The organism is Neptunomonas sp. CHC150, assembly GCF_030397555.1.
GTDB lineage: Bacteria > Pseudomonadota > Gammaproteobacteria > Pseudomonadales > Balneatricaceae > Neptunomonas > Neptunomonas phycophila.
In genome coordinates this window covers 1-510 of sequence record NZ_JAPNXU010000047.1, presented here as the reverse complement: position 1 = coordinate 510, position 510 = coordinate 1, and the positions used below count along the sequence as shown (strand labels likewise).

At 45.7% G+C, this 510-nt stretch carries 1 protein-coding gene; it reads right to left on the bottom strand.

What is annotated here, in order from left to right; translation table 11 throughout:
• The coding region (locus OW491_RS18095) for a head completion/stabilization protein (protein WP_290037287.1) at positions 1 to 461 on the bottom strand (461 nt) is incomplete at its 3' end.
• Between the last annotated feature and the right edge of the window lie 49 nt (positions 462 to 510).

Genomic DNA, 510 nt, shown 5'->3' with positions numbered 1-510 from the left:
ACAGAAGCAGCCGATGAGCGAGAAACCCCCAACATATTTCGAATAATGCGCTGACTTTCTGCCATTAAGTCATCTCGTGTATCTGTTGATCTATCAGCGAGGTGGTCACCTTGATCTTTGGTATGAACCGTCGCAATATCAGGAAGTAGGTCCGCTTTAGCTCTCGAATTAACCGCGGATTCATATTGAATCACTAAGCGGTTTTTCCCATTCACAATGGGCGTGACTGGCACATCAGCGGCGTTTTCGTAACCTTGCTCTTGATACTCAGCTTTTAGTTGAGCAAGAGAACGGTTCACTTCAGCCATGGCATTCACTAAAGCAATGGTGATGCGATCAGGATCTTGCGCTGCTGGTATTCCCCTACGCTTTTCAAAATCGCCTACGTTTAAGTTGGGCCAGAAACCATCATTAGTGATTTCAGTATCTTGATAACGCGCATCTGAAGAACCCGTAAACATACTTAATCCCTTTTAAATAGGTGCGCCTCTAGCCACTGAGTCGACGGAA